This window comes from Paenibacillus zeirhizosphaerae, assembly GCF_030705605.1.
In the GTDB taxonomy this organism is placed as follows: Bacteria; Bacillota; Bacilli; order Paenibacillales; family Paenibacillaceae; genus Paenibacillus; species Paenibacillus zeirhizosphaerae.
This window is the reverse complement of sequence record NZ_JAPCKK010000018.1, coordinates 169538-195255: the sequence shown is the minus strand read 5'-3', so window position 1 is coordinate 195255 and position 25718 is coordinate 169538. Positions and strand designations below refer to the sequence as shown.

At 50.7% G+C, this 25718-nt stretch carries 23 protein-coding genes; 14 read left to right on the top strand and 9 right to left on the bottom strand.

All coding sequences use genetic code 11. From position 1 onward, the window contains the following. Positions 1-102: 102 nt before the first annotated feature. The 5 genes from OIN60_RS16045 to OIN60_RS16025 all read left to right on the top strand — a co-directional run bounded on the left by OIN60_RS16045 (position 103) and on the right by OIN60_RS16025 (position 5183). A complete protein-coding gene (locus OIN60_RS16045; protein ID WP_305755885.1) occupies positions 103-1239 on the top strand; it encodes an N-acetyldiaminopimelate deacetylase in 1137 nt (378 codons plus the stop codon). A gap of 139 nt (positions 1240-1378) precedes the next feature. Continuing rightward, entirely contained in the window at positions 1379-2488 is a 1110-nt protein-coding gene (locus OIN60_RS16040; protein ID WP_305755884.1) for an ABC transporter ATP-binding protein, read from the top strand. After that, complete coding sequence (locus OIN60_RS16035; RefSeq protein WP_305755883.1) at positions 2478-3284, top strand: ABC transporter permease; 807 nt, start codon at positions 2478-2480, stop codon at positions 3282-3284. The genes OIN60_RS16040 and OIN60_RS16035 overlap by 11 nt, the downstream gene beginning before the upstream one ends. Further along, a complete protein-coding gene (locus tag OIN60_RS16030) occupies positions 3274-4113 on the top strand; it encodes an ABC transporter permease (RefSeq protein WP_305755882.1) in 840 nt (279 codons plus the stop codon). The genes OIN60_RS16035 and OIN60_RS16030 overlap by 11 nt, the downstream gene beginning before the upstream one ends. Continuing rightward, complete coding sequence (locus tag OIN60_RS16025) at positions 4110-5183, top strand: ABC transporter substrate-binding protein (protein WP_305755881.1); 1074 nt, start codon at positions 4110-4112, stop codon at positions 5181-5183. Before OIN60_RS16030 ends, OIN60_RS16025 begins: the two co-directional genes overlap by 4 nt. A 99-nt stretch (positions 5184-5282) precedes the next feature. Here OIN60_RS16025 and OIN60_RS16020 read toward each other — a convergent pair whose 3' ends face one another. Continuing rightward, entirely contained in the window at positions 5283-6440 is a 1158-nt protein-coding gene (locus OIN60_RS16020; RefSeq protein ID WP_305755918.1) for an aminotransferase A, read from the bottom strand. Between the two features lie 228 nt (positions 6441-6668). Here OIN60_RS16020 and aspA point away from each other — a divergent pair, with 228 nt between their 5' ends. From aspA to OIN60_RS16000, 4 genes are all read left to right on the top strand, one after another. Next, entirely contained in the window at positions 6669-8078 is a 1410-nt protein-coding gene (aspA, locus tag OIN60_RS16015; protein WP_305755880.1) for an aspartate ammonia-lyase, read from the top strand. Between the two features lie 200 nt (positions 8079-8278). Beyond that, positions 8279-8521, top strand: a complete 243-nt coding sequence (locus OIN60_RS16010; RefSeq protein ID WP_305755879.1) for a hypothetical protein — start codon at positions 8279-8281, stop codon at positions 8519-8521. An 81-nt stretch (positions 8522-8602) separates the two neighbouring features. Continuing rightward, positions 8603-9271 (top strand): hypothetical protein, encoded by a 669-nt coding sequence (locus OIN60_RS16005; RefSeq protein ID WP_305755878.1) that lies wholly within the window; start codon positions 8603-8605, stop codon positions 9269-9271. A gap of 38 nt (positions 9272-9309) precedes the next feature. Continuing rightward, positions 9310-9918, top strand: coding sequence for a restriction endonuclease (locus OIN60_RS16000; protein WP_305755877.1), 609 nt, complete (start codon positions 9310-9312; stop codon positions 9916-9918). Between the two features lie 325 nt (positions 9919-10243). Here OIN60_RS16000 and OIN60_RS15995 read toward each other — a convergent pair whose 3' ends face one another. From OIN60_RS15995 to nikA, 5 genes are read right to left on the bottom strand one after another with little or no spacing between them, the layout of a single operon-like run. Then, on the bottom strand, positions 10244-11005 hold the full coding sequence (locus OIN60_RS15995) for an ABC transporter ATP-binding protein (protein WP_305755917.1): 762 nt from the start codon (positions 11003-11005) through the stop codon (positions 10244-10246). Then, a complete protein-coding gene (locus OIN60_RS15990; RefSeq protein ID WP_305755876.1) occupies positions 11005-11811 on the bottom strand; it encodes an ABC transporter ATP-binding protein in 807 nt (268 codons plus the stop codon). Before OIN60_RS15990 ends, OIN60_RS15995 begins: the two co-directional genes overlap by 1 nt. Further along, entirely contained in the window at positions 11808-12656 is an 849-nt protein-coding gene (nikC, locus tag OIN60_RS15985; protein WP_305755875.1) for a nickel transporter permease, read from the bottom strand. The genes OIN60_RS15990 and nikC overlap by 4 nt, the downstream gene beginning before the upstream one ends. After that, on the bottom strand, positions 12653-13600 hold the full coding sequence (gene nikB / locus OIN60_RS15980) for a nickel ABC transporter permease (protein ID WP_305755874.1): 948 nt from the start codon (positions 13598-13600) through the stop codon (positions 12653-12655). Before nikB ends, nikC begins: the two co-directional genes overlap by 4 nt. Then, complete coding sequence (nikA, locus tag OIN60_RS15975) at positions 13597-15153, bottom strand: nickel ABC transporter substrate-binding protein (protein WP_305755873.1); 1557 nt, start codon at positions 15151-15153, stop codon at positions 13597-13599. The genes nikB and nikA overlap by 4 nt, the downstream gene beginning before the upstream one ends. 247 nt (positions 15154-15400) lie before the next feature. Here nikA and moaA point away from each other — a divergent pair, with 247 nt between their 5' ends. Then, entirely contained in the window at positions 15401-16405 is a 1005-nt protein-coding gene (moaA, locus tag OIN60_RS15970; RefSeq protein WP_305755872.1) for a GTP 3',8-cyclase MoaA, read from the top strand. Between the two features lie 309 nt (positions 16406-16714). Here moaA and OIN60_RS15965 read toward each other — a convergent pair whose 3' ends face one another. Then, a complete protein-coding gene (locus tag OIN60_RS15965; RefSeq protein WP_370872512.1) occupies positions 16715-18079 on the bottom strand; it encodes a transcriptional regulator in 1365 nt (454 codons plus the stop codon). Positions 18080-18677: 598 nt separating this feature from the next. On the opposite strand from OIN60_RS15965, the gene dat reads away from it, so the two are divergent. Continuing rightward, the gene (gene dat, locus OIN60_RS15960) at positions 18678-19541 is read left to right on the top strand and encodes a D-amino-acid transaminase (protein WP_370872511.1); all 864 of its coding nucleotides are present in this window, start codon (positions 18678-18680) and stop codon (positions 19539-19541) included. Positions 19542-19631: 90 nt separating this feature from the next. Here dat and OIN60_RS15955 read toward each other — a convergent pair whose 3' ends face one another. After that, on the bottom strand, positions 19632-20387 hold the full coding sequence (locus OIN60_RS15955; protein ID WP_305755870.1) for a YdcF family protein: 756 nt from the start codon (positions 20385-20387) through the stop codon (positions 19632-19634). A 282-nt stretch (positions 20388-20669) separates the two neighbouring features. Further along, positions 20670-21464: a DNA-binding protein gene (locus OIN60_RS15950; protein WP_305755869.1), complete on the bottom strand. Its 795-nt coding sequence runs from the start codon at positions 21462-21464 to the stop codon at positions 20670-20672. 144 nt (positions 21465-21608) lie between these two features. On the opposite strand from OIN60_RS15950, the gene OIN60_RS15945 reads away from it, so the two are divergent. From OIN60_RS15945 to OIN60_RS15935, 3 genes are all read left to right on the top strand, one after another. Beyond that, on the top strand, positions 21609-21956 hold the full coding sequence (locus OIN60_RS15945; RefSeq protein ID WP_305755868.1) for a hypothetical protein: 348 nt from the start codon (positions 21609-21611) through the stop codon (positions 21954-21956). A 219-nt stretch (positions 21957-22175) separates the two neighbouring features. Continuing rightward, positions 22176-24485: a helix-turn-helix domain-containing protein gene (locus OIN60_RS15940; protein ID WP_305755867.1), complete on the top strand. Its 2310-nt coding sequence runs from the start codon at positions 22176-22178 to the stop codon at positions 24483-24485. A 251-nt stretch (positions 24486-24736) separates the two neighbouring features. Beyond that, positions 24737-25705 (top strand): tripartite tricarboxylate transporter substrate binding protein, encoded by a 969-nt coding sequence (locus OIN60_RS15935; protein ID WP_370872516.1) that lies wholly within the window; start codon positions 24737-24739, stop codon positions 25703-25705. Positions 25706-25718: the final 13 nt, after the last annotated feature.

Below are 25718 nucleotides of genomic sequence, written 5' to 3'. Positions count from 1 at the left end.
CTAAACGCACTCTGGCTTGTTTGCGAGTACTTCAATTGACGTTCTTCTTACATTTATAAGATATGATGATCTATGGCATTAGAAAGGAGGTCTGGAACGACGATGACAGCAGGGGATTTCGACAAATACATTCAGATCCGGCGGGATTTGCACCAGATTCCGGAGCCGGGTTTCGAGGAATTCAAGACACAGCGCTACCTGCTCGATTACATTGCCGGTCTGCCGCAGGACAGGCTGGAGGTGCGCACCTGGAGGACCGGGATTCTGGTACTGATCCGGGGAACCGCACCCAAGCGCCGCTTCGGCTACCGGACAGATATGGACGGTCTGCCGATTGCGGAGGACACCGGATATGAGTTCAAGTCCAGGCATCCGGGCTATATGCATGCGTGTGGTCATGACCTTCACATGAGCATTGCGCTAGGCATTGTCACCCATTTTGTTCGCGAGGCGATGACCGACGATCTGGTCGTGCTGTTCCAGCCCGCCGAAGAGGGACCCGGCGGAGCGCTGCCGATGCTGCAAAGCGAGGAGCTGGCGGATTGGATGCCTGACCAGATGGTAGGGCTGCACATCGCTCCTGAGTATCCGGTAGGCACTATTGCCACCCGTCCGGGCATTTTGTTCGCCAATACATCCGAGCTGTTTATTGACCTGACCGGGACCGGAGGCCATGCGGCTTATCCGCATCGTGCGAATGATATGGTGGTGGCCGGCTCCCAATTGGTCGGACAACTGCAAACGATTGTGGCGCGTAATATCAACCCGCTGGATGCGGCCGTCATTACGATCGGCAAGGTGGAGAGCGGCACCAAGCAGAACATTATCGCGGAAACTGCCCGCCTCGAAGGTACGATCCGCACGCTCTCGGCCGAGACCATGACGGTGATCAAGTCCAGAATTGAAGCCTTGCTGCGCGGGATTGAAGCAGGCTTTGAATGCAAGGCCGAGGTTGATTACGGCTCCAACTACCGTCAGGTGTTCAACGAGGCCGGACTGACCGGTGAATTTATGGATTGGCTTGACGGACGCAGGGACGTACAACTGGTGGAATGCAGCGAAGCGATGACCGGAGAGGATTTCGGATATCTCCTTGAACGCATTCCCGGATTCATGTTCTGGCTAGGTGTGGACACGCCCTATGGCCTGCATCATGCCAAGTTTGAGCCGAAGGAAGAGGCCATCGGTATGGCGATCCGGGTGATGACCGATTATTTCACCTGGAAATCGCAGTCGTAACAGGCCTGTATACTGCAGCCCCTTTTCCTGCTTAAATAGCATGGGAAAGGGATTTTGCCGTGATTTGAATTGAAAATACAACGGCGCACATGCAGCGCCTCGGAGCAGTCTGAAGACGCCCGGATATTAGGAGGTCATAATGGAAGAGCAGCCGATCATAAGGTTCGAGAACGTAACAAAGCGTTATGATAACGATCCGCCCGTTCTGTCGAATGTCAGCTTTACCATCGAGAAAGGCAAGTTTTATACTCTGCTGGGGCCATCGGGCTGCGGCAAAACGACGATTCTGCGCATGATTGCCGGTTTCGCCGAGCCGACGGAAGGGTCTATTTATATGAACGGCAAGCTGATTAACCGCGTGCCTGCGAATGAGCGTCAGGTGAACACCGTTTTTCAGGACTATGCCCTGTTCCCGCATCTGGATGTGTACGAGAATATCGCGTTCGGCCTGCGGATTAAAAAAATGAATAAACGCGACATTGACACGAAGGTGAAGCAGGCGCTGAGCTTTGTCAACCTGGAAGGATACGAGCAGCGCAGCATCAGCGAAATGTCCGGTGGCCAGCGCCAGCGTGTTGCCATAGCCCGGGCCATCGTCAATGAGCCAGAGGTGCTGCTGCTGGATGAGCCGCTGTCTGCGCTCGACCTGAAGCTGCGGACGGATATGCAGTATGTTCTGCGCGAAATGCAGCAGCGGCTTGGCATTACTTTTATCTTCGTCACCCATGACCAGGAGGAAGCGCTGGCTCTGTCGGATGAAATTTTCGTCATGAACCGCGGCAAAATTGAACAGAGCGGCACGCCAAATGATATTTACGACGAGCCGATCAACCGATTTGTGGCGGACTTCATCGGCGAATCGAATATCGTACCGGCCAGAATGATCGCGGACTATCTGGTTGAATTCAACGGCCGTCAATTCGAATGTGTGGACGCAGGACTACGCCCTAACGAAGAGGTGGAAATTGTAATCCGCCCGGAGGATCTGCAGATTACCGGTGTTAATGACGGCAAGCTGCGGGTAAAGGTCGATACACAGCTCTTCCGTGGTGTGCATTATGAAATTAGCTGTTATGACGAATCAGGCCAGGAGTGGCTGGTGCACTCTACCCGCCGCGCCGATCCGGGCAGTGAAATTGGATTATATTTTGACCCTGAGGCGATCCATGTCATGAGATTCGGGGAGACGGAGGAAGAGTTCGACCGCCGTCTGGAGGCATATGAAGAGGTGCAGACAGATGTCCGGTAATACGCGTGTTGTATATCTGCTGCCCTATTATTTATGGATTGTGCTGTTTGTCGTGGCACCCGTGCTGTTGGTTCTCTATTACTCCTTTTTTGATGTGGATGGGAACTTTACATTTGCAAATTATGCCAACTTCATGACGCCGGTCTATTTGCAAATGACGCTCAGCTCCTTCTGGTATGCGTTGCTTGTAACCGTGTTTTCACTGCTTGTCGCGTATCCGGCAGCGTATTATTTGACCCGGACGAAGCACAAGCAATTGTGGTTGCTGCTTATTATTTTGCCGACCTGGATCAATTTACTGCTGAAGACCTATGCTTTCATCGGCATCTTCGGCACGCAAGGGCCTGTCAACAGTCTGCTTAGCGTGGTGGGCATCGGAGAACAGCAACTGTTGTTCACCAGCTTCAGCTTTGTGTTTGTTTCTGTATATATCTTTATCCCGTTTATGATTTTGCCGATCTTCAATGCGTTGGAAGGGTTGAATCCGACACTGCTCGATGCCGCCCGCGACCTCGGAGCTTCCAGATGGACCGCTTTCCGGCGGGTTGTGTTTCCGCTGACGCTGGCGGGAGTGCGCTCAGGCTGCATGGCTGTATTTATTCCCGCGCTGTCCTTGTTTATGATTACCAGGCTCATTGCCGGCAACAAGGTAATTACGTTGGGGACGGCGATTGAGCAGCATTTTCTCGTTACCCAGGACTGGGGCATGGGCTCGACGGTTGCGGTGTTCCTGATTGTCGCCATGGTTATTCTCATGCTGCTGTTCGGCGGAGGGGAGGTGCAGCGTGGGAGATAAATCCAAGCTTGCCAACGTGTATCTATTTGTTGTCTTTCTGGTGCTGTACGCGCCGATTCTGTATCTGATGTATTATTCCTTCAACAGCGGCGGCACGATGCACGGCTTTGAAGGATTTACGCTGGAATGGTATATGGAGGTGTTCCAGGACACGCGGCTTATCATTATCGTGATTAATACGCTGGTGATCGCGCTGCTGTCGGCCGCCATCGCTACGATCATCGGTATTATGGGAGCGCTGGCGATTGAGCGTATGCAGCGCAGACGTGTTAAAAACACACTGCTCTCGCTGAACAACGTGCTGATCGTCAATCCTGACGTCATTATCGGAGCCTCCTTCCTGATTCTGTTCACCATCGTTGGCATCAAGCTGGGATTCGTATCTGTGCTGCTGTCACATATCGCCTTCAGCATCCCGATTACGGTGCTGATGATTTTGCCGCGGTTGCAGGAGATGAGCCCGACGCTGGTGGATGCCGCCCTGGATCTGGGGGCCAGTCGACGGGACGTGCTGACCAAGGTGATCCTGCCCTTTATCAAGCCGGGGATTTTCTCGGGCTTTTTCATGGCCCTGACCTACTCCCTGGACGATTTTGCCGTAACCTTCTTTGTGACAGGCAGCGGATATTCCACCCTGTCGGTTGAAATTTATTCGCGAGCTAGGCAGGGCGTAGCGCTGTCGATCAATGCCCTGTCCACGCTGATCTTCCTGTTCACCGTGCTGCTAGTGATTGGCTACTATTTCATTAACCGCAGGTATAATCAGGTTTCCATGCACAAAGCGGACCGGATGAAGGAATCTGCGGCGGATCTGGGGGTGCCGCAATGAAATCCCTTGTAAAGGTGTTTGTCGCGGTGTTTGTCGCTGCTTTTATTATGATGGGAGTTGCTGCGTGGCTGAACTCCAGTGAAGGATACACAGGCGGGAATACGCTGACTATTTACAACTGGGGCGATTATATCGATCCTGAGCTGCTGGACCGCTTCCAGGAGGAGACAGGTATTACGGTCATCTACCAGACCTTCGACTCCAATGAAGCGATGCTGACGAAGATCGAGCAGGGGGGAACTTCCTTTGATGTAGCAATGCCCTCGGAATATGCGATTTCGAAGATGAAGGAAGAGAACCTGCTGATTCCGCTTGATCATTCCAAGCTGCCAAATCTGAAAAATATTGACCCTCGCTATATGAATTTGTCCTTTGATGAAGGCAATCAATATTCTGTTCCCTATTTCTGGGGGACCGTCGGAATTATATACAACCCGGAGATGACACAGGGAATTGACTTCAATAGCTGGGACGATCTGTGGGACCCAAGGCTGCAGAATAATATTCTGCTCGCGGACGGAACCCGTGAAGTGATGGGAATGGGACTGAACAGCCTCGGTTACTCACTCAACGATACGAATGAGGCTCACCTGCAGGAGGCGTTGGCCAAGCTTAGACAGCTTGCCCCGAATGTGAAGGCTGTTGTCGGCGATGAAATCAAAATGATGCTTGCCAATGAGGAAGCCGGGGTCGGGCTCGTATGGTCCGGCGATGCTTCCGAAATTATGGGTGAGAACGAGAAGCTGGATTACATCGTTCCTGAGGAAGGCTCGAACCTGTGGTTTGACAATATGGTCATCCCTAAGACGGCTACCCATGTGGAGGCAGCCCACACATTCATCAACTTCATGCTGGACCCGGAGGTATCTGCGCAGAACACCGAGTATGTTGGATATTCCACCCCGAACAAGGAGGCGTTGTCGCTGCTGCCGGAGGATATTTCGGGCGATACCCGCTTTTATCCGGATGCCGAACTGATCAAGCGTCTTGAGGTGTATAATAATCTCGGCAAGCGCATGCTGGCTCATTATAACGAGTTGTTTCTACGCTTTAAGATGAGTCTGGATTGAATAGGAAATGATAGCCAAAGAAGCCTTCGCCCACTTTAGCAGTGGTGTGGAGGCTTCTTCGTTCATACGATAATGAGCTGCTGCTTTCAGGTCCGCGTTTTATGACAATTTATGAACAAAGGACTCCAGCCTGTCCAAGCCCTGTTCCAATACAGCCTGCGAACAGGCATAGGAGATGCGGATATAACCTTCGCCATACACGGAAAATGCGTCCCCGGGCACAACGGCGGTGGCGTATTCTTCAAGCAGGCGCAGCGAGAATTCCATGGATTTCAAGCCAAACTTCTCAATGGACGGGAACAGATAAAAGGCACCCTCCGGTTTATCCAAAGGCATGCCCATCGCCGTCAGACGGCTGTGAACGTAGTCCCGGCGCTTGCGGTATTCCTCGCGCATGGGCAGCGCATCATCGACGCCGGCTGTTAATGCTTCCAGGGCTGCGTACTGGCTGACCGAGCTGGCGCAGGTCACGTTGTATTGATGGACCTTGACCATGTGCTGCGTAATTTCAACAGGAGCTAGGGTGAAGCCGACCCGCCAGCCGGTCATGGAATGAGACTTGGACAGCCCGTTGATCACAATGGTCCGCTCGCGCATTCCTTTCATGGAAGCGATGGACGCGTGCGGAACATCGTAAACAAGCTCGCTGTATATTTCGTCCGATATGACAAATATTTCGCGCTCCTGCAGCAGGTCCGCGATCTGCTGCAGCTCCGCCGCCGTCATGACGCGGCCTGTCGGATTGGAAGGATAGCCGAGAATCACCGCTTTAGTTTTAGCTGTCAAATGAGGCTCCAGCAGCTCCGCAGTCAATCTGAAGCCGGAAGGGCGGGTATCGACCAATACGGGAATACCTCCCGTAAGGCGGATCAAAGGCTCATATCCTGGATAAATCGGGCCGGACAGAATGACCTCGTCGCCAGGAGAAAGAATGGTGCGCAAAGTGATATCAAGCGCCTGGCTGGCCCCATTGGTTACAATCACCTCATCATTTCCCCGGTAATAAAGTCCGTATTTGCTTGCTATATACTGGGCGGCAGCATCACGGAGCTCCGGTAATCCCGCATTTGGGGTATAGATGGTGCGTCCTTCATCAATGGCCCGGTGGGCGGCCTCCATAATATGAGGGGGAGTTGGAAAATCCGGCTGTCCGATGGTCAGGGAAACGACGCCCGGTATGCCCGCAGCTTTGTTGGCAATTTTGCGGATGCCGCTGATCTGAATGTCTTTTACATGCGAGTTCATCAAATGTTCCATCATGTGCTCATCCTATCGGTTCTTATTTGAGGTGCTGATTGTGATTAGTGTACCACAGAATTCCTGCGGCCTGAATTTCATAAATGATGCGAACAGAACAAAGTGTAATAACTCAAGACACTTCGACTGGAAATCTGCTGCGCGGGAACCGTATAATGAGTGAGGACCCGAAAAGGAAAGTTGTTCCGGGGAATTACGATACGAGTACGCACAGCGGAGGAATGAAGGATGAGGCTGGAACATGATTTTTTAGGCACAAAGGAAGTGCCGGATGACGCTTATTACGGCGTACAGACGATGAGAGCCGCGGAGAATTTCCCGATCACGGGGCAGCGTCTGCACCCGGAGCTGATCAAGGCGATGGCCATCGTGAAAAAAGCGGCCGCAACAGTGAATATGGAGCTAACCCGTCTGCATCGGCCGAAGGGAGAAGCGATGATTCAAGCGGCGGATGAAGTGATTAACGGTCAATGGCATGACCATTTCATCGTGGATCCGATCCAGGGTGGAGCGGGCACGTCTATTAATATGAATACAAATGAAGTGATTGCGAACCGGGCGCTTGAGCTGATGGGGTTATCCAAAGGCGACTATAAGGAAATCAGCCCGAACAACCATGTCAATATGGCACAATCGACGAATGATTCTTTCCCGACGGCGGTTCATATCGCGACATTGTCGATGTTGAACAAGCTGCTCGGTACCATGAGCGAGCTGCGTAAGGCGTTCGAACGCAAAGCGGAGGAGTTTGCGGGTGTCATTAAAATGGGCCGTACCCATCTGCAGGACGCGGTACCTATCCGGCTCGGCCAGGAGTTCGAAGCTTACGCGCGCGTGCTGGGCCGCGACATCAAGCGGGTCGGAGCGACCCGTGAGCATTTGCTGAGCATTAATATGGGCGCAACGGCGGTGGGAACCGGATTGAACGCGGACCGCCGTTATATCAAGCGCGTGGCTGAGGTGCTGGCGGAAATCAGTGGTTTCCCTCTGCACGCCGATGAGCATTTGGTGGATGCGACTCAAAATACGGATGCCTATACGGAAGTGTCCGCCGCGCTCAAAATCTGCATGATGAATATGTCCAAGGTGGCGAACGATATCCGTCTGATGGCCTCCGGCCCACGCGCCGGCTTTGGCGAGCTGCTGCTGCCTGCACGTCAACCCGGCTCATCCATTATGCCCGGCAAGGTGAATCCGGTTATTCCCGAGGTTATTAACCAGATTGCATTCCAGGTCATCGGTAACGATAATACGATCTGTCTTGCTTCCGAGGCTGGACAACTGGAGCTTAACGTCATGGAACCGGTGCTCGTATACAATCTGCTGCAGTCGCTGGAGATTATGAATCAGGGCTTCACGGTGTTCCGGATGCACTGCATCGAAGGCATTCAGGCGAACGTGGACCGGTGCCGGGAATACGTGGAGAACAGTGTCGGTATCATCACAGCGCTGAACCCGCACCTTGGTTATGAGGTGGTGTCCCGCATTGCGCGCGAAGCCATCACCACAGGCAAATCCGTCCGTGAGCTGTGCCTGCTCTATAACGTGCTGACCGAAGAAGAGCTCGATGTTATTCTTGATCCATATCAGATGACCCAGCCGGGAATCGCCGGTGAGGAGCTGCTGAACAGGGAATAAATATAGTTGCTGCGATGTGCCCCGCCTGATCAGGCGGGGTTTATTTCTGCTCACTGCAAGAAAAATCAATGCCCGGAAATCGCCGTACAAGAATGAGTTATTGCCGGAAATTCAAGGCGAATGTATGTTAACCGTATGGATTGAAAGCGTATCCAATTAGGTGCCTGACTTAATTCAACAAACGATAAGGAGGAGCGATAATGGAAGTCCGAGCGGATAAGGCCTCCGGCAATGCCCAAGCGGGGACACCTAATGCTATTGGGAGAATTTCGCGCTTTGGCCTTGCTTTGGCGGGTCTCAGGAGGGACAGGTATTTATATTTGCTTACACTGCCGGGAATGTTGTATTTCATTATTTTCAAGTACGTACTGTTAAGAGAAACCGATCTGAGGGTGCATGAAATCGCGTTGCAAATCGGCTATCGTCCTTCTTATTTATGGTAATGGGTCCGTGCTTTAGTTACAATAAAAAAATATAATTAATGAAAGCAACTATACAAAGTTATAGTGATAGGAGGAATTCGTTTGCAGTTGATTAAATGGCCCTGGCTTATCGGAATTGCAATCGTGATCGGAGTTGTTGCGGGATTTATGGGTGGAGACCCGGGACAGGTCAATGAAAGAGTCTCCTTAAAACCCTTAGTATGGGTGTTCTATGGAGCGGTCGTGATCCAGCTTATTAACCTTGCTTACACCGTTTATGTTGTTAAGCATATGAAGAATCATGCCAAGATCGAAAGACGGCTGAAGCAGGCCGGAAATCCGTATTTCAGAATGATATATTACATGGTCAACGGTGATCTGGAAACTGCAGCCCAGGAACAGAAAGAGGTAAAAGGTAAGCAAATGCAACTTATGACCAAGGTTCAACTGGCCCTGGAGAGCAGGGATATGGTCGAGGCGGAGCGTATAGCCGATCAGATCAAGCATTCAAATATCCGTTATTATTCCAAAGCGCTCATTGCAATCTATAAAAGAGACTGGGATGACTTCGAAGCCCAGAAGGAGCAGTTGAAGCAGCAGGTACTGATTCATGCGCTGGAGGCAGAGGCTGCTTTCCGCAGGGGAGAGCTTGAGAAGGCCGATAAGCATGGAAATCTTGCCATTGAAGGAGCTGCCGGGGTTCAGCACTACATCCTGATCAAGTCGCGGGATCGGCAGGAGAAAAATCATGGGCGTGTAACCTATTTTTAAAAGCATCTTGTATTGGAAGGACAGAGAGGTAACAGAATATGGATATCTTACATACATCCTTAGGCTCTATAACCGTATGGATCATTGGATTGCTCATTCTCGTTGCGCTGGCTGCAGGGTGGGTTCGCCGCCGGGGAGCGCGTGTGCTGCGGGAGCTCAATCCTCGCAAAATTACACTGAAGGACATTGACCGGATGGAAGACGGTTCCGAATTTGAAACCTATCTGCACCGTTTGTTAACCGCCCTGGGTTATGAAGAGGTGTATAAGACGACGGGCAGTCGTGACTTCGGAGCCGATCTTGTGTTCACCGACCGCAGCGGACTGCGGAATGTGGTGCAAGCCAAGCGTTACGGGATGCAGAGTCCGGTAGGCCTGGGGGCGGTCCAGGAGATCTATGCCTCCATGAATTATTACCGTGCGCACAAGTCTATCGTGATCACATCTGGCAGGTATACAGATTCCTGCGCGACTTTGGCCGCAGCTAATGGGGTTATCCTGCTGGATCGCGAGGATTTGGAGGATATCATCACATTTTACAAAGGACGACGATCTGAAGAAGCGATGAACATTATAGAGCGTGAGGCGGAGCCGTTTAGGGGCGGCTGGAATGAAGACAAGCTTCATAAAAGAGCAGAGAACATCTAATGGGAATCTGATTTTTTTATTAGAAATTCAGTTTATATTCATTCTGACCGCAATAAATCCATTCCCTTTTTCGCCAACGTCCCTGATGAAAATCTGATTCAATATTTTGAGAGCAATGATTGACACCGGGAGGATTCTTTGGAGTCACTTGTTTTGGTGAGAACGATATTGTGGGTGGCCTTGTTTCAGAAAGTAACATAAAGACACATTACCTACGATATGAAGATGAACATTACGGAGTTTGGACCAACGACCGAATAGGAGGGGCGCGTCTATAAATAGAGAGCCGACCTATCAGGCACTATCCGCCTCCTCCTATGTGCTATTAAAAAATCGAAATCAACTCTTGCGTATATGGATGACGATTTTCATGAAATAAATGGTCCCGGTTGAACTGATCCACGAGCCAGCCTTCCTTCATAACAAGGATACGCTGGCTCATTTGGTGTACAGCGGCAAGGTCATGAGAAATAAATAAATAGGACAGATTCAAATGGGTCCGCAGTGATGTTAATAACTTGAGCACCGCTCCCTGTGAAATAACATCCAGGCTTGCCGTAGGCTCATCAAGCACAAGGATTTTCGGTTCAATACTGATGGCTCTGGCAATGGTTACCCGCTGGCGCTGTCCGCCGCTCAACTCATGAGGGTAACGATCTGCGAGTGCTTCCGGCAGTTCAACGGCTTCGAGCAATTGCTTGATATAAGCAGCCTTGGAGGTGAACACGAAATGCTTCAGCTTTAGCTGATGGTGGAACTGTTCATAAGGATCTATCAGGGAATCCTTGATTTTCAGCTTCGCGTTAAGTGCAGCCGACGGATTTTGGAACACCATCTGCATATGTCTCCGGTAAGGCTTCAGCTTACGCTCGTTAAGGTGCTCTATCGGCTGTCCGTTCAGTATAATGGAACCGCTGTCGATGGCTTCGATACGCAGCAGACAACGGGCTAAGGTGCTCTTGCCACACCCGCTTTCCCCGACCAGCCCGAGGCATTCCCCTTGATTAAGATGGAAAGAGAGGGCGTTCACCGCCGTCTTTCCCTCCCGATAAGATTTGGTCAGACGGTCCACGACTAAGAGGCTCATCATTGCTCCACCTCCATCAGACCAGCAGACAAGGTGTTCTTCGGCACAGGTAATACAGGTGCAGCCTGGATGAGCTGCCGGGTGTAATCATGCTGCGGCTGGTCCAAGATGTGGTGCCTGCTTCCAGATTCCACAATTTCTCCTTCTTTCATCACAGCGATACGCTGGGCATAACGTCTGACATGCCGCCAGTCGTGGGTAATGAATAGGATGGCGCAACCGGTCTGGCGTTGTTTATCGGCAAGCAGTTGGAGAATCCGATGACCGGACACACTGTCCAGCGCTGTCGTGACTTCATCCGCAATAAGCAGATCCGGCGACAGCAGGAGCGCGATGGCAATAGATGCACGCTGAAGCTGTCCTCCACTCAACTGAAACGGATAGCGGGAGAGGAGGTGCTCCTCCAATCCGACCGATTGGAGTGCTTCTATGGTCTGTTTCTTGCGTACTCCGGTTGAAGCTTCACCGTGTGCCTTCTGGTATTCGTCAAAATGTTGGCCAAGGGTCCGAAACGGAGTAAAGGAGCCTTGGTAATCCTGAAAGGTGTAAGACAGCCTGCGGCCTCGTATGGATCGTGCCTGTGATGATGGCAGTTTCAGCAGATCCTGTCTCTGGAAGAGAATTTGGCCGTCCGCCTGCAAATTTGGAGGCAGCATTTGTCCGATAGCCTGCGAGAGCAGGCTTTTCCCGCTCCCGCTTTGACCGACCAGAGCGAACCACTCTCCCTTCTGAACGGAAAGCGATACGTCATGAATAAGTGTTCTCTCACGGCTGCGGACAGATAATTGTTTAATGGATAAAATCATGATCGCACCTCCTTTTTCACATCAAAACGGTCACGCAAATCATCCCCCAGCATATTGGCCAGCAGGACCACGACGACAATCGCCAGGCCCGGGTAGATCATTAATTCGGGCTTGGACTGAAAATATGGCCGTGAGTCGTTAAGCATCGCACCCCATTCAGCCGCCGGTGGCTGTACCCCGAGCCCGATGTAGGAGAAGGCGGAGATCAGCAGAATGATTTTGCCGAGATCCAGACTTGCCAGCACGAGCACATTGCCTATGATATGGGGAAAAAGATGCTTGCGCATGATGCCAGCGGAGGATAAGCCGTTCATGCGGGCGATGAGCACGTAATCCTTCTGTGATTCGGCAAGGACCGTACTGCGAACAAGCCGCGCATAGCTCACCCATTTCACGATGACGATGGCGAGCACCAGATTGCCGATTCCCGCACCAAGCAGGCCGCTGAGAACAATCGCGACGATGGTGTCCGGAAATGCGAGAAACCCATCGGCAACACGCATGAAGATCCGGTCGGTCCAGCCGCGCCAGTAACCGGAAATCAGACCGAACGGAACTCCGAGCAGCAGCGCTGCTGCCAGAGCCAGCAGGCTGTAGCCGATCGTCTGCCGGCCTCCCAGCAGTAGCCGGGTTAATACGTCACGCCCCAGATGATCGGTTCCGAGCGGATGCTGCAGGCTGGGTTCGAGCAGACGCTTACTCAGATCGGTCATGGTCGGGTCATGCCGCAAATACGCAAAAGCATAGAGGGATAGCGCTGCAACGACTAGTACGAACAGCAGTGCAATAACGGCTTGCCAGTTTAATTTTTTTATTCCCATAATACGCAGAGACAGAGCTTTCATGACCGTGCCTCTCTTTCTTTCAGCTTCATTTCCGGGTTCACATAACGGTAAGACAGGTCAACGGCCGTGTTCACTACAAACACAATGGCTGCCATAATGAGGATGTAACCCTGAATCAGCGGGTAATCCCGCTGCCTGATCGCGTCTACCACAAGCTTTCCTATTCCCGGGTAAGCGAACAATACCTCAACTACCACCACACCGCCGATCAAGCTGCCGAGACTGACGCCGAACACGGTAATAACGGGCGGAAGGCTGTGCCGGAAGGCATGCATCACGAAGATACGCTGTTCGGACAGCCCCCGTGCTCTTGCCGCCCGAATGAATTCCTGGCTCAGTGAGTCGAGCAGACTGGAGCGAAGCAGCCGCACGTATACCCCTGAGATGGCAAGTCCGAGTGTCAGGGAAGGAAGAATCAGGGACGGGAAGCCTTCTCTCCCCATCGTCGGCAACCAACCGAAACGCACTCCCAACAGGTCGATGAAGATTAGACCCAGCCAGAAGCTTGGGATGGCCGCACCGATAATGGATACCAGTCTGCTAATCTGGTCTATCCAGCTGTTGCGATACAGTGCAGCTAACGATCCGAGCGGAAGCGATACGAGCAGCATGACGAGCAGCGCGCCTGTGGTCAATTCCAGTGTGGCGGGCAGCCCCGTTAGGAGCATCTCCATTACCGGCTGGCCGGTGACATAGGATTGCCCGAAATCGAGCTGCACGAAATGAAGCAGCCAGAGGCCATACTGGACGAAGAGCGGCTTGTTGAAGCCCATCTCTTCCCGCAGGGCCTCCACCTGCTCTTGGCTTATAGACAGTTCGTCCACATTCAGAATCGTTAGTGCGGGATCACCGGGAGCAAGACGAATAAACAGAAAGCTGATAAATGTGATCAAGAGCATAAACAGGAACACTTCTGAAAATTTGCGCACCAGAATTCGAATCATTCTTTCACATCCAGCTTGTTGGTAATCATGTAATATTCACTTCTGGTTGTCACCCAGTTGGCAACCTTATTCTCATTGTAGGCAACGATAGTTGAGGGATGCAGGACGAATGAATTAATCACATTATTGTGCACATAATTTGCCGCTTTTTCAGCCAGCAGCGCGCGTTCTTCGGGCTCGACGGTAAGGTTAAGCTCGTCAATAATCGCTGTCAGCTCTTCTTCATAGGCTCCGCTGAAGTTCAGGGCTCCTGTCGGATGATAGGTTGCATTCAAATAATAACCGGCATCTCCGCGGGGAGCCGTCAGATTGCTGTAGGTGGCCAGATCCCAGTCCCGGTTGGATGCCATATATTCCTCGGGTGTATCAATCTGTTGAATCTGAACATCGATCCCAATCCGTTTGGCATCCGACTGGAATACCTGAGCAATGAGCGGCAGGTCTGCCCTGGACGAGTATGTCAATAGCGTCAATTGCAAGGGTTTACCGTTCTTCTGCATGATGCCGTTTTGAAGTGTGTAGCCCACTTGTTTCAGATACTGCAGTGCTGCTTCCGGTCCGTTCTCTATTTTGCCGTCTTCATAGCTTGGAGCAAACGGCAGAGAAGGCAGGAACGGACCGATGGCAGGCTCTCCATACCCGAGCAAAATGGTATCCACAATTTCCTGGCGGTTAATCAGCGCGTCCATGGCGCGGCGTACATTCACATCCTTCATGCTTTCGCGCTCCATGTTCATGGTAAGCTGATGCACACGGAAAGTAGCCGTGGATTCCACTTTGATGCTTTCAGACTGATCAAGCGATTCCAGGCTTTCCACCTCTGGGCGGTACACAATATCGACTTGTCCGGACTTAAGGGCAAGAGAGCGGGCATTGGCATCTTCATTAAAAACGAAGGTTACAGAATCCAGCGGCGAAGCCCCGCCCCAATATGTATCGTAGCGCTCCAGCTCCAGCTTGCTTCCAGGAGTGAAGGTCTCCAGCTTGAAAGGGCCTGTACCGATCGGATGATTGACAATATCCGGCTCGGTCACATCGATGATGGAGACATTTGGATTGACAAGCTCTGACACGAATTCGGGAAAAGGCTGTGTTGTCGTTATATTCAGCACATATCCATCGGCCTGGACCGATTCAATTTTTAACGCATTCCGGATGGCGACGCTCTCCTCCAGTGCTCGTTCCAAAGAGGCTTTGACAGTATCGCCAGTCATAGGTCTGCCGTTCTGGAAGGTCACATCCTCGCGCAGCTTGATCGTCCAATGCTGACCGTCCTGGCTTTTCCAGCTTTCGGCCAGCCATGGCGCTATAGTCAGCTTGTCCTCATCCAGCCGCACCAGCGTTTCTGTGATGCCGGCTCTTAACGGAATGTAGCTGGAATCCACGTGCGGGTCCAGAGAATGGGTGGAGAAATTGTAAAGAAAGCTGATATGCTTGTCTGCTGAGGCTTTTTCATTGTTCGACCCGGCTTGTCCGCATGCACCTAACAGGCTGACGCAGGCTAATAGGACGATTAAGGCTAGTAAAGGTTTATATTGATGTGCAGTGCTCAAAATAGGGCTCCTCCTAAATATGTAATAATTACGATTAATATATTATCGTAATTATTACTATTTTACAACACCGAAAATGGATTATAACTCCACCTTAATTCCCTATAATCGGGAATGACTTCATTACCGGGAGCAGCCGTCTTTTTGTCAATATTGCCGGGACATGGCGGGGCAACTTGTGGTACGCTAGAAGTATTACACACTAAATAGCTGAGATGCTTAAGCAGCGGCAGAAAAGGGGATATCTATGACTGTATACGATCAGCACAGCAGGCATTTACGCGATTTGCGTATTTCGGTCACAGACCGCTGCAACTTTCGTTGCCGTTATTGCATGCCCGCGGAAATATTTGACCAGGATTATGCATTCCTGCCCAAGGATCATATGTTAACAGCGGAAGAAATCAGCAGGCTGGCCCGTATATTCGTCTCCCTTGGGGTGCGCAAGCTGCGTATCACCGGGGGGGAGCCCTTGCTGCGTAAGGATTTACCGGAGATTATTACAAGGCTTGCCTCGCTGGATGTGGAGGATATTTCGCTTACGACTAACGGCAGCCTTTTGGCCAGAAACGCAGACAAGCTGAAGGAGGCTGGGCTGCATCGCATCACGGTGAGCCTAGACGCGCTGGATGATGATACATTTATGTACATGAACGGGGGAAGAGGACGGGTGCTGCCCGTGCTTGAAGGTATAGATGCCGCCGCGGCAGCAGGTCTGTCCGTGAAGGTCAACATGGTGGTGCAGAAGGGCGTGAATGACAGCGCTGTGCTGCCCATGGTTGAATATTTCCGGAATAAGGGTCATATTCTGCGGATGGTTGAATATATGGATGTCGGGAACAGCAACGGTTGGAACAGGGAGCATGTGGTCAGCACGAAGGAGCTGCTGCAGCAAATCGGCGAGCGCTGGCCCCTTGAGCCGGTTGAACCGAACTATATCGGTGAAGTCGCGACAAGATATCGTTTTCTGGATGGGGGGGGCGAGGTGGGGTTCATTTCGTCGGTTACGCAGGCCTTTTGTTCGTCCTGTACCCGTGCTCGTCTGTCTGCGGACGGCACGCTGTATACTTGCCTGTTCGCATCGGAAGGGCATCCGCTTCGTCACCTGCTGCGATCCGGGAACAGCGATGAGGAGATGGAGGGTTCCATTTCGTCCATCTGGGCAAACCGGCATGACAGATATTCCCTGGAGCGCGAGACAGGCCAGAACAGCAGCTCAACCAAAGTAGAAATGTCTCATATCGGGGGATAATTCTCCGGTATGAGTGGAAATTTGGGTTGCAAAAAAGAGGCGAGGGCAAAAAAAGGTGTTAGCGGTTAAAATAAAATTGCGAGTGACCCGGCAAAAGTTTCTCGCTGAAGAGTCGATTGCTTCGAGCAATCGGCCTTTTACTTGTTTATAACAAAAAGAGACGATTTGGCAGAATACAAAGCATTTCTGCCAACCGTCTCTTGAACATGAGGTGAATATAAAATTACAGTAAGTATTTACGCTCCCCCAATTTGCTCGCCCTTTTGACTGAATCCACCTGGAGCCAGAACGATCGGGAAAAGCGCAAGGCTAGCGATTAATAACAGGGAAATCACCTTTGTCATTTTTTACCCACACCTTTTTTATATAATTTTTATATTGGAGCTGGATTTCGTCAACCGCGAAGTCTTTAAAGCGCTCAAACAATCCTACGCAGTTGATAATAACGGTTTTATTATTAATCTCGGCAGACTTCTCCATAGATTTCAGCAAATAATTAAAACCGTCCGAATAGGAGCCTTGATTTAAGTAATACTTGGCAAGCTCATACCAGAAGCGTGTGGATTGTTCCGGGATGACCTGCTTGGTGTAAATATCAGCCGATGCTTGCTGTTCATCGGACAGTACAGCATCCTTAAACTGATTAAGGATATGATCCACATCGATATGGTAGAGGTTGGCCGCCTCCACAATATTCAGGAGCTCTGAAAATATCTCCTTCTTGCCTTCAATATATTCCACATATTCAGAAAGTATGCTTATATCGCCCATCATTAATCTATTAACATAAGTATTGGCTTGTGCCCAATGCTGAAAAAGACTCTTCCAATGGAGAGTTTCGTCATCCGTTTCTCTGACCCAGCTTAAATCTGCATAGGCTGAGGTAAATTGCAGCGCTTGCTCAAAATCTTTTCTCGCATCACATACAGCGGCTCTTAACAAATTAGAGTAAGCAATATAGACAAATAATGGTCTCGATGTTTTTTTGATTTCCTCGCTTTTTTTTCGAGTTGGGCGCTGTTCCAGATTGTATTGAATCTGTGCCTTGTGGCCCATTTCCTGCGCCAGCTCGTTAACCTTGTCCCACTGCCGCAAGGAGCGGTATGTATTTGCCAAATCTTTAAGCGCATCCAATTGATCTATCTCGTCAAGACGATTTACATAAGGTTCAAATTGGTGAGCAATCAGTAAATTTTGTGTTTGGTCGTCTCCCAATTTGAGGTTAAAGAGACGATATTGGCAGAAGGCAAGCCTTTCCGAATACTGGCTTCTCTCGCCTGCGGCCACGCTTTCAAATAAAATGATGGCCGCTTCCTTTTTAGCCTCTTGAAAAAACACCTCCGCCGTTTCAAAAAGCAGAGCGGAATAGAGCAGGTTGTCCATTAAGAGCTGCAGTATCTGCCGGATGCACTCGAGCTTATTCATTTCGGCACAACGGTACAAAAAAGGTCTGATTCTGCGCCAGTTTGGGGATGCTTCATTTAAATGTTCCTGGATATATTGTTCATAGAAATAACCTTCAGGTAATGCCAGCGCTGCAGTGATCCGGTCCAATTGATTGACGGCCATCACCCGGTTGCCGTTCAAAATAGCACTCATCGTGCCAGGATTTAAACCTGCCAATTTGCCAAACTGAGTGATGTTCAGGCAATGCTGTTTTATATAATCCTCCATTTTGGAGAGAATCGTGGTTGTATCATTCAAATAAACCACCCCTGATAAATATTGCTATTATATTACAAATATAACCATATGGATAACGCGGGTCAAATGTTTTTACACAATCAAGGAAGAATGTGGGGCATGTACAATGCCGTTAGGCTCTATTACGATTTTTCTGATTGTAATGCAAGAATGATAGCAGTCAAGCCGAAGCAAATTCGATAATACTAATGAAAGTTGCCTAAAGCTGATTATATGACGAAGGGAGCAATCTAGCAAACTGGGAGAATCTCGGGGTATAATCCTTCGAAATATCTCATCCTGGACTCAAGGGGATATTGGATACGGCTTCTGGCGATGAAATGTATGAACTTGCCAACCTAGCACTTTATCTGGTTCCGTCGATAAGCAGACCGTTGCTTGCTTTCCGAACCGCTCAGTTTTTTTCTTTCACGGAAATTAACAGTTGACGGTGACGTGTAAAAAATAATTTAATAGTAGAAATACAGAATTTACACAACTATGCACAAAGTATGAATTGCTTGCTGAGAGGAACCGCAAAGTGTACGTGGCAAATGCCAACAAATTCACTATGACAGGAGTGGAGATCATGTTTTTATGGAACGGTAGGCTCGTGCAGGAAAATGAAATTCAGGTCTCTTACCTGGACCGCGGCTACTATTTCGGTGACGGCATTTATGAAGTATTCCGAATTTATAACGGCAGGCTGTTTGAAGAGCAGGCTCATCTTAGCAGGCTCTTCAAAAGTCTGCGCGAAATTAGAATTACACTGCCATGGAGCGAGTCAGAGCTGTCCGGCATGCTGAATTCCCTGGCAGACACGTTCGGAGAGAAGGACGGAATTCTGTACCTGCAGATTACGCGGGGCGCAGCCAAGCGGTCGCATCTCTTTCCCGCATCGGCTGAGCCGGTGATGCTCGGCTACTGTGAGGAGGTTGCGCGTCCTGTCGAACAGTTGAAGCAAGGCATAACCGCGATTACATTGGATGATGAGCGATGGAACAAATGCCATATCAAATCGTTGAATCTGCTGGCGAATACACTGGCGCGGCAGGAGGCTGAGGATGCGGGGGCACAGGAGGCCATCCTGATTCGTGACGGGCGGGTGACAGAATGCACCGCATCCAATGTGATGATCGTCAAGAAGGGCGTAATCCTTACACATCCGAATGGTCCTTTGATTTTGGACGGAATTACGAAACAGGTGGTAGAGCGGCTTGCGAAGCAGAGCGGCATTCCTTACCGGACGACAGGTTTTACTCTTGAAGAGCTGATGGAAGCCGATGAGGTATTCGTTACAAGCACAACGAAGGAAGTTATGCCGGTTACGATGATCAATGGCATCAAGGTCTGCTCTGGAATTCCGGGCGTCATTACCCAACTGCTGCAGCAAGGCTTTGAGCAAAAAATCGGACTGTCGGCGGTGCCGAAAGCGACGGAATTGCTCGGTTGACTAAAAGAAACCTCGTTCTCTGTGCCGTGGACGTCTGTCCTTGTACATTGAACCGAGGTTTTTTCATCTATATGGCTCCCGTATCTAACGCTAATCCAGCTTGGCGGCCAATATTCCTAAATATTCCTTCAAGGCAAGTCCCGTGTTGGACAAGGCTCCCGCCGAGGGAGATAATCTGCCGGCATACATCTTGATCGGACGGCTGACCAAATAGTCGGTCGGATACGGCTGAACCCTAATGCCAGCCTTCTCAAATTGCAGAACCGCCCGGTTCATATGGAAACCGGAGGTCACGAGCACAGGCCGGGACAACCCTTTTTCCTGCAAAAGAGCCGCCGTATACTGCGCATTCTGCTCCGTATTGAGTGAACGGTTCTCTATGAGAATGCTGCTGTCCGGGACGCCCATTCCCAGAAGCTGGCGGCGGGCGATGTTGCCCTCATTGCCGCTGTCCGCAAATACCTGGCCTCCCGAGAACAATATAGGCAGCCCTGCCTGTTCATGAAGTCGTACGGCGGTAATGAGCCGGTTGGCCGCCGAGCCGAACATGTTGCCCGACCCGTCAACGTCCGGCGTCCCCGCTGCGGCACCTCCACCCAGAACAACGATGACATCCCCCTGCACGCTGGCAGGCTGCGGATAATTATTTTCCAGCCCTGCCATTAGCGTGTCTCCGATCAAATTGGTAGAGGAGCAGTAGAGGAGCAATGTAATCGCGAGCAGTATTCCCGCCGCCGCCCGTTCCCGTTTCCATCGCCACAGCCATACCGCGAGCGCCAGCAGCAGCAATACGAACAGCCCGGGAGGCAGGACGAAGCTGTACACAAATTTGATGAGATAAATCAATGAATCTACCGCCTTTGCATGATGGTGTTGCTAGTATTGTAACATAGGCGAATGACATCCCGTCATACAGCAGATATCCGGACAATCCTTGTAAATGTTCATATACTATGTCGGAAAAAGCAAAAGCTGTCTCCCTCAATCCGGGCGACAGCTTTTAGTTAGATTATTAGAATTTATAATTTTAGTGTTCTGCTCCGTGCAAAGCGGTAACGAGACCCGGTGAAGCCGGGACGACCAAAGCAACCAAACCTAGGGAAAGTAGTGCGGCTAGCATCATTTTTTTCATTGCACAAGCTCCTTTTCTACAATATTTTGCATAATGCTCCGGTAACGTTCCTTTTGCGCCAGAGATGTCGAATCCCGAATAATTTCGAACATTGCGGCACATTTTCTGAAGTCATTATGATTACTCATTTTAACGGCCGATGCCAAAACGATCAGAATGTCATCTGCGGCATCCGCTGGTTTATTTTGACGAATCTTGTATCTGGCTAGCTCTAGCAGGAAGGAATGATAGTAGGCCAGATTGACAACTTCTTGCGCATTTCCGAATTCACGGATCTGTCCGGAGAACCGCTCCAGGATGTCGTCGGCGTTCAGGCCATGCTTATTGGCGGCCTCCAATATCGTGAGCAGGCCAGGAAGTACCTCAAAGGGATTTTCTTGCAGGAAACGCACATAATCCCCAAGCACCTCCGTATGTCCGGAAAGCATGTTGATTTCAAACAGGTTCGCTATCGCGATGAAACGATAATATTCGACTTCTTCACGGCCGCGTTCATCCAGGCCGCCGAACCAGTCCAGCCCCCCATATTCCGCAATGCAGGCCCGCGCCTGATCGTACTGCCGCAGTTTTTTCAAAGCAAGGCCCTTCATCAGATGACCATAGCCATAGTAATAGACTAGAGGCCTTTTGCCGTTCGCTCTTATGGCTTTCTCTCGGATCAGATGAACAAGGGAGAGCAAGTCCTCGGATAGCTCTATGATCTTGTCCCAATTTTCGAATGAAAAGGCCATTTTCAACATGTTCACGAGGGTATCCAGATCTTCGATACTGGAAAGGTTGCTCTCATCCAATTGTTTATCCTCCCTTATTTCCCAGATAGCAGAAGTATAAAAGACATTGCAAGGCCGGTCAATCACCCGCAATCTTGCACATTTCGTAGTTTATATCCTAAAAAGCGGCCAGACAGCATACATACATAGCGAGGAGGGGACAAGATGGAGGCGAAATTGGAGCGGTATTATGTGTTGAAACGGCAGCAGAAGGAGACGGAGGAGGAGCTGGCGGCCCTGCGCGGGGAAATTACCGCATACTGCAGGGAGCAGGGGATCAGCGAGCTCGAGACAGGCGGCTATACATTAAAGATCGTACAGCAGAATCGTAAAGAGTATGATGACGATAAACTCTACGAGGCGCTGCCGGACCCGGATGTTTGGCGCATGCTCTCCAAAGCGGATGCGTCGAAAATTACAAGCCTGATCAAGCTGAAGGTGATTTCGGAGGACACGGTTCGTCCTGCTTTATCGCTAAAGCCGGTGCAGCTGTTGGTGATCGATAAAAAATAATATGTTCTTTTCCACACATTGATCGGCAGTGCGACTGCCGTTTTTTTATTTTCCTGCCAAAGTGTTAAAAAGGACACTGCAATTCCCTGAAAAATTAGCTACAATAGATTAAGATATCCAATTTATTGCAAAAGAAAGCGAATTCATCTATCTTGAAAATACAGGCTGCTTGAGAGCGGCCAGCTTGCTAGATTGCCAGCATGGAAGGATGAAGGACGTATGATCCGTTTCAAGTTTAAATATATGCTGAAGAACAAACAGACCCAATTAATTTTGCTTCTTACCCTATGCGTTTCCCTGCTGATTACATTGATTGGCCTAGGCTCGTACGCCCGCTACCGGGAAGGATTGGACACTGAACTGAATGCGCCTAACGTAGAGCTGCTGCAAATCAATATGGACGTTACGAACCGCGCTTTCCGGGAAGCGGATGAGAAGGCGGTGGATTTGTCCTATCGCGAGGAAATCCTGACCTATTTGAATACTGAAGCCTACAGGCAGCCAACTGCGGCTGCCGACGTTCAGCGGCTGCTGGCGAGCGCTTCTGCGGACAAAAAGCTGCATTCCATTGCCATAGCTGACCTTGCCCGTAAATCTGTAGTATCCAGTGACTTTGGCTATACAGCGAAAGGGGAGGAAGCGCCTGCTGCCTCCTGGAGCGCGTGGGTTCAAGGTATTGAGAGCCGTCCGCTGCTGATCAAACGGAGATGGCTTGAAGATGGATCGGGGGACAGCCGCACCGAACTGCTGAGTATTGTCAGGCCGGTGATGGTGGACGGAAAGGCGGCAGGGGCGGTCATCGTCAACCTGGATTACGACCAGTTTTTCTCGCAAATGTATACGCACCTGTCCAGCCAGCAGTATGTGTATAATCTGGACGGGGAACTGATCTACCCCAAGCTGAACGCCGGTGTGCAGCCGTCTGATATGGCCGCGGTTATTGATGAGCTTGCTGTGAGCCCGTTCAGTTATGTGAAGGTACAGGGTCAGGAATATATGGCTAACCAGACATTCTCGGACGTGACAGGCTGGAGGCTGGTTTCACTGGTGCCGATGGACCATTTGCTTAAGAATGTCAAGCTGGCCAGAAATATGATGCTGTTCTTGTCCCTGATCTCGATCATCGTGGGCTGTTCGGCCATTTACTACTATAATTATGCGGCATTCCGGCCCTTGCGCAGAATTCATCATTTGCTAAATCCAGCTTATAACGGAAGTCCGCAGGGCAATTTGTATGATCTGGAGCCTGTGATCGGCAAATGGGTGGGGGAATTCCAGAGCAAGACGTTCGTGGCGGAAAGAAGCCTGCCCGAGCTGAGGAGCAAGTACATCCAGGACATTCTGAACCGCTGCATCGGAATGAGGGAGGTCCACACCAAATGGAGCCACTACTTCCATGATTGGAGCACAGAGCCTTTGAACGTGATGGTGGTGTCCATTGATCGGTACTGGCAGTGGGCGGCGTCTTTTATGGAGGAAGACCGGATGTTGTTGAAATACGCCCTGCAAAATATTATGGAAGAGGTTCTTGATCCGGTGTGGAGATCGGTATGTGTTACAGCGAAGAAGGACAGTTTTGTCGTACTGTTGCAGTCCAAGCACGGATCGATAGGAACGGGGACGCTGCGGTTGGACGCCGAGAAATTGATTGGAATCGTAAGCAGGCACCTTAATATGTCCGTTTCCGTGGGCATTGGCTCGGAGGTGCAGGATATTTCCGGCCTCGAACGGTCGTGTGCCGATGCGCGCAAAGTTCTGGCTTACCGTTTGTACGAAGGTTATGGACGCGTCCGCGAGTATGCAGTCTGGGACCAAGATATGAACGCCAGTATGGAAGAGGCCTGGTCAACCGAGATCCTTAACGGTCTGCAGGCTATGGATGGCAGAGCGAACGAAGCTTCGGTTGTGAAATGGGCTTCCCTGATCCGTGAGCATGGAGTAGAGCCAGAACAGGTGTACAAGGCAGCGGATCATATTTTGGAGGGAATCCTGGACATAGCGGCTTCCTGTAACATCGATCCTCCTGAAGAGATTAGTAACTACAACTGGAATCAGGTCAAGACGATGGATCTTGCGGAAATGGAGCATATGCTGTGTCAGGTAATCGCCAAGATTGCGGAGCAGTTCCAGGTTCACAGTCATTCAAGGGAATACAAGCGTGTGCAGGACATGATTCTGTATATGGAAGAAAATTTGCAGAACAATATCGGACTGCAGGATATCGCCGCACATGTCGGCATGAGCGTTTCATCCGTGAGCAGCATGTTCAAAGAAGAAACAGGAACGACCGTATATGACTATCTGACCCATTTGCGTATCGACAAGGCCTGTGAACTGCTGCGGGAAAGCGACCACAAAATTGCGAGCATCGCATGCATGGTCGGCTATCAGAACGAAAACAGCTTTATTCGTGTGTTTCGTAAAATCAAAGCGGTCACCCCAGGCAAATTCCGGGAGAGCAGCAAATCTTCCAATGGGTATGCAGATCTGCCAAAACCGCGCCACTCCGGCGTTTTTGAAGATATTTAAGAAGATTGAACGATAGATCGGTCTTTCATCGCGGGTTACACTGAGATTGTGAAATGCTTCTCAATCGTTGCAGTTCGCTGTCACACTCAGAATAACCTGCGGGGGGTGAAGTAAGGACGGATACCGGAAGACTTGAGAGAGATTAGAAGAGGGTCAAGCCGGACGACGGCCGTATACATTAGAAAAGAGGGATAACAGACGTGAAAAGTACAAGATGGCGAAGCTGGGCGGCACTTGCGGTAGCCGCTGCGATACTTGCGGCGGTATGGTTCTTAACCCGTCCAGGGAACGGTTGGACTTTGAATGCGGAACAACGTAGTACGGCTGCTTTTCCCAACAGACCGATCACACTGGTCGTCCCGTATGCTGTCGGCGGAGGAACGGACATTATGGCGAGAGCGCTTGCCAAAGCGGCTGAAAAGCAATTGGGTCAGCCGGTTGTCGTTGTGAATCGGACAGGAGGAGGAGGCGCCATCGGATTGATGGAAGGAGCAGATGCCAGAGCGGACGGATACACCGTCACCTGCATGGTAACGGAGCTGGCGATCCTGCCCCATCTCGGATTGCTTCCGATCACCTATGAACAATTCAAGCCGATTGCACAGATCAATCATGATCCTTCGGCCATCACCGTTCGAGCGGACGCGCCGTGGAAGACCGCGGCTGAATTCTTGGATTATGTCAAGGTCCATCCCGGTGAGGTCAAGCTGGGCAATGCGGGAACAGGAAGCATATGGCATCTGGCTGCGGCGACGTTGGAAAAAGAAAGCGGTCTTGCGTTCACACATATTCCGTATGAAGGAGCGGGGCCGGCGGTATCGGCGCTTCTGAGCGGGTTTGTGGATGCGGTGCCTGTAAGTCCGGCAGAAGTGAAAACCTACGTGCAGCAGAGTAAGCTGCGTACGCTGGCTATTAATGACAGCGTTCCATCGGAAGCGCTTACAGGTATTCCAACCCTAAAAGAGGCAACTGGGCTTGACATTAATTTCGCAGGAACCTGGAGGGGGCTTGCTGTGCCGAGAGGCACGTCCGATGAGGTTACGGACATCTTGACGGAAGCTTTCATGAAAGCAGCCGAAGACTCAGAGTTCAAGGAACAAATGAAGGAACACGGATTGGGATTGCTGGTGAAAGACGGCGAAGGTTTCGGCCGTCAACTGAAAGAAAGTCATGATTTGTTCGCGCAGTTGATACCTGAGCTGGGCTTGAGCCGAAAATGAGGGCTAATAAAGA

Coding starts and splice junctions, on each gene's coding strand:
- OIN60_RS16045 (WP_305755885.1), top strand. CDS start 103: ATGACAGCAGGGGATTTCGACAAATACATTCAGATCCGGCGGGATTTG.
- OIN60_RS16040 (WP_305755884.1), top strand. CDS start 1,379: ATGGAAGAGCAGCCGATCATAAGGTTCGAGAACGTAACAAAGCGTTAT.
- OIN60_RS16035 (WP_305755883.1), top strand. CDS start 2,478: ATGTCCGGTAATACGCGTGTTGTATATCTGCTGCCCTATTATTTATGG.
- OIN60_RS16025 (WP_305755881.1), top strand. CDS start 4,110: ATGAAATCCCTTGTAAAGGTGTTTGTCGCGGTGTTTGTCGCTGCTTTT.
- OIN60_RS16020 (WP_305755918.1), bottom strand. CDS start 6,440: ATGGAACATTTGATGAACTCGCATGTAAAAGACATTCAGATCAGCGGC.
- aspA (WP_305755880.1), top strand. CDS start 6,669: ATGAGGCTGGAACATGATTTTTTAGGCACAAAGGAAGTGCCGGATGAC.
- OIN60_RS16010 (WP_305755879.1), top strand. CDS start 8,279: ATGGAAGTCCGAGCGGATAAGGCCTCCGGCAATGCCCAAGCGGGGACA.
- OIN60_RS16000 (WP_305755877.1), top strand. CDS start 9,310: ATGGATATCTTACATACATCCTTAGGCTCTATAACCGTATGGATCATT.
- OIN60_RS15995 (WP_305755917.1), bottom strand. CDS start 11,005: ATGAGCCTCTTAGTCGTGGACCGTCTGACCAAATCTTATCGGGAGGGA.
- OIN60_RS15990 (WP_305755876.1), bottom strand. CDS start 11,811: ATGATTTTATCCATTAAACAATTATCTGTCCGCAGCCGTGAGAGAACA.
- nikC (WP_305755875.1), bottom strand. CDS start 12,656: ATGAAAGCTCTGTCTCTGCGTATTATGGGAATAAAAAAATTAAACTGG.
- nikB (WP_305755874.1), bottom strand. CDS start 13,600: ATGATTCGAATTCTGGTGCGCAAATTTTCAGAAGTGTTCCTGTTTATG.
- moaA (WP_305755872.1), top strand. CDS start 15,401: ATGACTGTATACGATCAGCACAGCAGGCATTTACGCGATTTGCGTATT.
- OIN60_RS15965 (WP_370872512.1), bottom strand. CDS start 18,079: ATGGAGGATTATATAAAACAGCATTGCCTGAACATCACTCAGTTTGGC.
- dat (WP_370872511.1), top strand. CDS start 18,678: ATGTTTTTATGGAACGGTAGGCTCGTGCAGGAAAATGAAATTCAGGTC.
- OIN60_RS15945 (WP_305755868.1), top strand. CDS start 21,609: ATGGAGGCGAAATTGGAGCGGTATTATGTGTTGAAACGGCAGCAGAAG.
- OIN60_RS15940 (WP_305755867.1), top strand. CDS start 22,176: ATGATCCGTTTCAAGTTTAAATATATGCTGAAGAACAAACAGACCCAA.